This window comes from Pseudomonas sp. GW821-FHT01A09 (genome assembly GCF_058986725.1).
Window position 1 is genome coordinate 26877 of the sequence record NZ_JBYSWB010000038.1, and the last position, 6576, is coordinate 33452.

Annotated in this window: 9 protein-coding genes and 4 tRNA genes; all 13 read right to left on the reverse strand. The window is 56.6% G+C overall.

Annotated features, from left to right (window positions below; genetic code table 11):
• Positions 1–185 precede the first annotated feature (185 nt).
• Positions 186–548, reverse strand: a complete 363-nt coding sequence (gene rplL, locus AC3WJP_RS26925; protein ID WP_493724202.1) for a 50S ribosomal protein L7/L12 — start codon at positions 546–548, stop codon at positions 186–188.
• 78 nt (positions 549–626) lie between these two features.
• Positions 627–1127 carry a 50S ribosomal protein L10 gene (gene rplJ / locus AC3WJP_RS26930; RefSeq protein WP_493724203.1) on the reverse strand — a complete coding sequence of 167 codons (501 nt, stop codon included), beginning with the start codon at positions 1125–1127 and terminating at the stop codon, positions 627–629.
• A gap of 203 nt (positions 1128–1330) precedes the next feature.
• Positions 1331–2026 carry a 50S ribosomal protein L1 gene (gene rplA / locus AC3WJP_RS26935; protein WP_226507485.1) on the reverse strand — a complete coding sequence of 232 codons (696 nt, stop codon included), beginning with the start codon at positions 2024–2026 and terminating at the stop codon, positions 1331–1333.
• Positions 2026–2457 (reverse strand): 50S ribosomal protein L11, encoded by a 432-nt coding sequence (rplK, locus tag AC3WJP_RS26940; RefSeq protein WP_493724204.1) that lies wholly within the window; start codon positions 2455–2457, stop codon positions 2026–2028. Before rplK ends, rplA begins: the two co-directional genes overlap by 1 nt.
• A gap of 115 nt (positions 2458–2572) precedes the next feature.
• On the reverse strand, positions 2573–3106 hold the full coding sequence (gene nusG, locus AC3WJP_RS26945) for a transcription termination/antitermination protein NusG (protein WP_010443972.1): 534 nt from the start codon (positions 3104–3106) through the stop codon (positions 2573–2575).
• Between the two features lie 9 nt (positions 3107–3115).
• Entirely contained in the window at positions 3116–3484 is a 369-nt protein-coding gene (gene secE / locus AC3WJP_RS26950) for a preprotein translocase subunit SecE (RefSeq protein ID WP_226507487.1), read from the reverse strand.
• A gap of 45 nt (positions 3485–3529) precedes the next feature.
• Positions 3530–3605 (reverse strand) — tRNA-Trp (locus tag AC3WJP_RS26955).
• A 190-nt stretch (positions 3606–3795) separates the two neighbouring features.
• Positions 3796–3871 (reverse strand) — tRNA-Thr (locus AC3WJP_RS26960).
• A 26-nt stretch (positions 3872–3897) separates the two neighbouring features.
• A tRNA-Gly gene (locus AC3WJP_RS26965) sits at positions 3898–3971 on the reverse strand.
• A gap of 23 nt (positions 3972–3994) precedes the next feature.
• Positions 3995–4079: transfer RNA gene (locus tag AC3WJP_RS26970), tRNA-Tyr, on the reverse strand.
• A gap of 144 nt (positions 4080–4223) precedes the next feature.
• Positions 4224–4664 carry a hypothetical protein gene (locus AC3WJP_RS26975; RefSeq protein ID WP_493724205.1) on the reverse strand — a complete coding sequence of 147 codons (441 nt, stop codon included), beginning with the start codon at positions 4662–4664 and terminating at the stop codon, positions 4224–4226.
• A gap of 7 nt (positions 4665–4671) precedes the next feature.
• On the reverse strand, positions 4672–5421 hold the full coding sequence (locus AC3WJP_RS26980; RefSeq protein ID WP_493724206.1) for a pantothenate kinase: 750 nt from the start codon (positions 5419–5421) through the stop codon (positions 4672–4674).
• Entirely contained in the window at positions 5411–6370 is a 960-nt protein-coding gene (birA, locus tag AC3WJP_RS26985; RefSeq protein WP_493724207.1) for a bifunctional biotin--[acetyl-CoA-carboxylase] ligase/biotin operon repressor BirA, read from the reverse strand. Before birA ends, AC3WJP_RS26980 begins: the two co-directional genes overlap by 11 nt.
• Positions 6371–6576: the final 206 nt, after the last annotated feature.

The window sequence follows — 6576 nt, forward strand, 5'->3', positions numbered from 1 at the left end:
GGCCCCTCCCGACGGAGCAGCCAGAAAATCTTGCAAACCCCATGGTTTGCCCACCCCTCGAGGTGGCTACAGCTCGCTACTGACACCGACCCAGTCGGCTGGCAGTAACGGAAAAAGGCCGGTGGCATGAGCCACCAGCCATCAGCCTTTCGCTTGACGCTCGGGCTGGAGACGCAAGGTCGAAATTACTTGATTTCGACTTTGGCGCCCGCTTCTTCCAGAGCGGCCTTGATCTTGTCGGCTTCTTCTTTCGAAGCGCCTTCTTTGACCATACCCAGGTCATCAACGACAGCCTTGGCTTCTTTCAGGCCCAGACCGGTGATTTCACGTACAGCCTTGATGACGTTTACTTTCTTGTCGCCCGACTCAACCAGTTTAACGTTGAATTCGGTTTGCTCTTCAACAACAGCGGCAGCAGCAGCTGGGCCAGCAGCGGCAACAGCAGCGGTAACGCCGAAGGTTTCTTCCATTGCTTTGATCAGCTCGACAACTTCCAGAACGGTTTTCTGGCCGATTGCTTCGATGATTTGTTCGTTAGTCAGAGACATGACTTGAATCCTGTATTGGGGTGACAGCTTACGCAGCCATCAAATTAAACATATGATTTTGAAAGGGCTTGCAGTGCCTTAGGCGGCTGCAGCTTCTTTCTGGTCGCGTACGGCTGCCAGAGTGCGAGCCAGCTTGCTGGTAGCGCCTTGGATCACGCTCATCAGCTTCGCAATGGCCTCGTCGCGGGTCGGCAGGGTAGCCAACACGTCGATCTGGTTAGCGGCAAGGAAATTGCCATCAAACGCAGCTGCCTTGATCTCGAACTTGTCCTGACCTTTCGCGAAATCCTTGAACAGACGAGCAGCGGCGCCCGGATGTTCGTTGGAGAAAGCGATCAAGGTAGGGCCAGTGAACACGTCGTTGAGGACACTGAATTCAGTGCCAGCAACAGCGCGCTTGAGCAGGGTGTTACGTACGACACGTACGTATACGCCAGCTTCACGGGCCTCTTTACGGAGTCCGGTCATTGCGCCTACTGTAACGCCACGGGCATCAGCCACGACAGCGGACAGAGCGACTTTGGCAGCCTCGTTGACTTCAGCGACGATGGCCTTCTTGTCTTCGAGTTTAATTGCCACGGGTAAAACTCCTGCTTGTTACCGTTTCATCTGGCCTGAGCCGGATGTCGTTTTGGTGTCTGATTCGGTAAGGAACCGGGAGCACCATCTGCGTAGGCTTGTGGTTTAAGACTTGCGTCGCCTACGGTCTTGGATAGCCCCCGCCAGGCAGGGACCCCAATCTTTCGTGCCATCAGGGCAGTTACCTGCCCCGACAACCAGTGTTACGCAGTCAGCGAGCTCTGATCGATAACCAGACCTGGGCCCATGGTGGTGCTCAGGGTAACGCGCTTGACGTAGATACCTTTCGAAGAAGCTGGCTTGATACGCTTCAGATCAGCGATCAGGGCTTCAACGTTTTCCTTCAGCTTGACGGCGTCGAAACCGACTTTGCCAACGGAAGTGTGGATGATGCCGTTTTTGTCGGTGCGATAACGAACCTGACCAGCCTTCGCGTTCTTGACCGCGGTAGCGACGTCTGGGGTCACAGTGCCGACTTTAGGGTTAGGCATCAGGCCACGTGGACCGAGGATCTGACCCAACTGACCTACAACACGCATCGCGTCCGGAGAGGCGATAACGACGTCATAGTTCAGGTCGCCGCCTTTCATTTCGGCAGCCAGGTCGTCCATGCCAACGCGATCGGCGCCGGCAGCCAGAGCCGCTTCAGCAGCCGGGCCTTGGGTGAAGACAGCAACACGTACAGTCTTGCCAGTACCGTGTGGCAGCACAGTAGCGCTACGAACGACCTGGTCGGATTTACGTGGGTCAACGCCCAGGTTCACGGCGATGTCGAAAGACTCGCTGAACTTGACGGTCGACAGCTCAGCCAGCAGGCCGGCGGCCTCTTCGAAGTTGTAGAACTTGCCAGCTTCGATTTTGGAAGCAATAGCTTTTTGGCGCTTGGTCAACTTAGCCATTACACACCCTCCACGTTGAGGCCCATGCTGCGAGCAGAACCAGCGATAGTGCGCACGGCAGCTTCCAGGTCAGCAGCGGTCAGATCAGCCTTTTTAGCGTTGGCGATATCTTCCAGCTGAGCACGGGTCACGGTGCCAACTTTAACGGTGTTCGGACGTGCAGAACCGCTGGTCAGGCCAGCTGCTTTCTTCAACAGAACCGAAGCAGGGGTGCTTTTGGTTTCGAAGGTGAAGCTACGGTCGCTGTAGACAGTGATGATCACTGGAGTCGGCAGGCCGGCTTCTTGGCTCGAAGTACGGGCGTTGAAGGCCTTGCAGAATTCCATGATGTTCACGCCATGTTGACCCAGAGCCGGGCCGACGGGCGGGCTTGGGTTGGCCTGGCCGGCCTTTACTTGCAGCTTGATATAAGCCGTGATTTTCTTAGCCATGAGCTACTCCACTATTGGGTACAGGCGCCTTGCGGCTCCCCAGTTGCTTGCGTTTTATCCCAAAGACGACAAAACCCCGCAGCTTACGCCTGCGGGGTATGGGATCCGTTTCCAATCAGACCTTTTCGACCTGACTGAACTCGAGCTCTACCGGAGTAGAGCGGCCGAAAATGAGCACTGCCACCTGGATCCGGCTCTTTTCGTAGTTAACTTCTTCGACGGTGCCGTTGAAATCAGCGAACGGACCATCGGTAACACGCACCACTTCACCCGGCTCGAACAGCGTCTTGGGCTTCGGCTTGTCGCTGCCATCGGCAACGCGACGAAGGATAGCTTCTGCTTCCTTGTCGGTGATCGGCGCAGGCTTGTCGGCGGTACCGCCAATGAAGCCCATCACGCGAGGTGTATCCTTGACCAAGTGCCAAGTACCCTCGTTCATGTCCATCTGCACCAGCACGTAACCCGGGAAGAACTTGCGCTCGCTTTTGCGCTTCTGGCCATTACGCATCTCCACCACTTCTTCAGTGGGGACCAGAATTTCGCCAAAGCCGTCTTCCATGCCAGCCAGCTTTACACGCTCGATCAAAGAGCGCATAACATGCTTCTCGTAACCCGAGTAAGCATGCACAACGTACCAACGCTTAGCCACGGGACACCCTTAGCCTACAATCAGGGAAACAAGCCAGCCGAGCAGGGAATCAAGCCCCCACAGCAGCAAGGCCATGACCAGAACGACCGCCACTACAATCAGTGTGGTCTGCGTAGTCTCTTGGCGGGTAGGCCAAACGACTTTACGAATCTCGCCGCGCGCTTCCTTCGCCAGGACAAAGAACGACTTGCCTTTGGCCGTTTGCAACGCCGTGAAGGCAGCAACAGCAGCAATGACGATCAGAGCCAGAACGCGATACAGGATTGGCGATGCGGAGAAATACTGATTTCCGACAACACCTACCACCACCAAAGCGACCACAACAAGCCACTTGAGCAGATCGAAGCGAGAGTCTTGGGCTTCAGCCTTGGGAGTCATCTAGGAGGATCCTGTGAAAAGAAAGCCAGACACGTTGAGTGAATCTGGCAGGTCAGGAGGGAATCGAACCCCCAACCTACGGTTTTGGAGACCGTCGCTCTGCCAATTGAGCTACTGACCTAAAACAAAATCAGGCCGACCATTATGCAGACCCGAAGAACGCTTTACAACTGCTTTCGACAACCTTCGTGCCCAACCACCACCGACAGAATCGACAGCCATCACGAACTTCGAAACGGGGATCGTCTCGGCTACAGAGACAACCCAACCATTAAAACAAAGGCGGATATTCACATATCCGCCTTGTAAAATGGAGCTCTTGAGCGGATTTGAACCGCTGACCTCACCCTTACCAAGGGTGTGCTCTACCAACTGAGCTACAAGAGCGAAACACTGTGCATTAGCAGCAAACATGGAGCGGGTAGCGGGAATCGAACCCGCATCATCAGCTTGGAAGGCTGAGGTTCTACCACTAAACTATACCCGCGAGATTGCTGCTCTCGCTAAAAATGGTGGAGGGAGAAGGATTCGAACCTTCGAAGTCGTAGACGTCAGATTTACAGTCTGATCCCTTTGGCCGCTCGGGAACCCCTCCTATTTCGTGGCGGCATTTTCAACTCTTGCCACCACCCTGTCAAGCTTTTTCTCAATTAAATCTTGAGGTTAGCGATTTTGACAGTGCTTTCACAAGGTTCGTACAAGACGCTATCCCTGTGAAGCGGGCGCCATTCTATGCAAACTATTCGGCGGTTGCAATGCCTTCGCACGGCATTATTTGATGTTTTAAATCTTTGAATTCCTGAGAGAGGCCACCCAGAGCCGCTTCGTCCAGCAAACGCCGGCTTTGCGCGTCGATTCGCAGCCAATGTACGCCGCCTTGATCGCCATCGATCACATGCGCTTGCGCCTTCACGCCCAGCTGCGCCAGACGTTGCTCCAACGGCATGAGAGCCCCTAACTGCGGGTATCCCCCCAGGTACAGGCAATCTCGCACAGGGGCAGCGGCCGCCTGGGTCGGTAGCTGCGCACCAGGCGTCTCGCTGAGCAGGCGAATATCCTGCTGATTGCCTTTGTACAGAGATAACGCCTGGATCTCGATTGGCTGCTGAGGCGCCTCCTGTTGATGCCAGCCGGCATAAAAAACATTCAGCACCAATAACAGCAGGAACAACCAGCGCATAATCACCTCAAGGCAAAGGACAGGCCATGGCCAGGCCGATGAACACGAGGTCAGGCACCACTTGTGCTGCCGGGACCACTTCGCACACCAGCTCGGCATCACCACCTGTCAGGAAGACTCGGAAGTCATCGCCCAGGTAAGCGCGCGCCTGTTCAAGCTGGGTCAGCACGAAGCCGCGCAGCATCAGCGTACATCCGCGCTCGACAGCCTCGACGGTGTTGCGCCCGGGCGACATCTCGGTTACGGCCTTCTCGGCGGACAGATCGTCATAGCGAATACGCCGTGTATGGGTACGCAGCTGGCCGCGCATCAACGGCATCCCTGGGCAGATGAACCCCCCCAAGTGATTGCCGTCAGCGGTCACAAAATCCGAGGTTGCCGCCGTCCCCAGGTCAATGACCACACACGCAGTCCGAGCCAGGTGAAACGCGCCCAGCACCGCCAGCCAGCGATCGAGCCCCAGGCGCTGGTACTCTTCATAACCGTTATGAACGCCTGCCAGCTCCTTGGCGGGCAGAGCGCATACTGCCTGCACCGCGAAACTGCGAGCGATAGCCTCGACCAGCTTGGTGGTCTCTTCCTCGGTACGCACGCTGACCAGTCGGCAGTAGGCCAGAGCAACGCCCTCGACAGCCGCTACAGCGTCAAGCAGGTCCTGATCCGAACCCACGACGCCACCTGCCACTACCTGCGCGCCACTCACTCGAGTGATACGCCACTTGATGAAGCTGTTACCGCAGTCGAGCTCAAGAATCATCACGCAACCTCAGGCTTAGCTCGCCACCGCTGTAGGTCTTTTCTTCGTCGCCGACTTTCAAGCGTAGCGCGCCTTGCGCATCCACCCCCAGCACCGTGCCCTCAATGACCGTACTACCCGCCACCAAAGACGCCGCCTTGCCCTGCCACAAGTGATATTGCTCCCACTCCCCCTTGAGCGCATGGAAGCCACCACTGCGATGACGCGCGAGCAGAGGCCGCAGATTGTTGTTGAGTGAAGCCGCCAAGGCGTTTCTATCGACCGCCCTGCCCGTCTGCAGCTGCATGGAAGTCCATTGCTGATCAACCTCGTCACTCGCCTGCATGTTGACGTTTATACCGACACCAATCACCACGTGACAGACATCGGCAGGATCACCCACCAGCTCCAGAAGGATACCCGCGATCTTCTGGCGCCCTACCAGCACGTCGTTAGGCCATTTGAGCCCCGCCGTGGCGACGCCTGAGTCACGCAAGGCATGCATGACCGCGAGACCGACCACCAGGCTCAAGCCCTCGATCTGCCGCATACCGCCGTCGATACGCAGGACCAGACTGTAATAGAGGTTTTGGGCGAATGGGCTGACCCATTTGCGGCCGCGCCGACCTCGTCCCGCCGTCTGCCGTTCGGCAGTCACCAGGAAAGGCGCATGCGCACCTGCTTCGATCATCCGCAAGGCTTCGGCATTGGTGGAGTCGATGCTGTCGTGCACATGCACCGGCCAGTGATCGTCAGTGGTGGCCGCGACGATAGCATCGGCATCAAGGAATAACAGAGGGGCGGCGAGTTGATAACCGCGGCCGCGCACCTTGTGGATCGACACGCCGAATTCAGTTTCCAGCTGCTGCAGCTGCTTCCAAATGGCGCTACGACTCACCCCCAGGGTTGCCCCTAGTGCTTGCCCTGAATGGAATCGACCATCCTTGAGGAGTTTCAACAACGTCAGCATGCCAATCTCGCCTCACAATGAGGCAGGCATGATAGCCATGCACATGACGGTTGCATAGAAAACAGCAGACAAAGTGTGCGGTTACAGCACTTTTGTCACACCGCTTGCGTCTGGATCCATGCAAGCCACAAAGACAAAACCCCCACCTGCCTGCGCAGATGGGGGTTTCGGAATTTAATCTTGACGATGACCTACTCTCACATGGG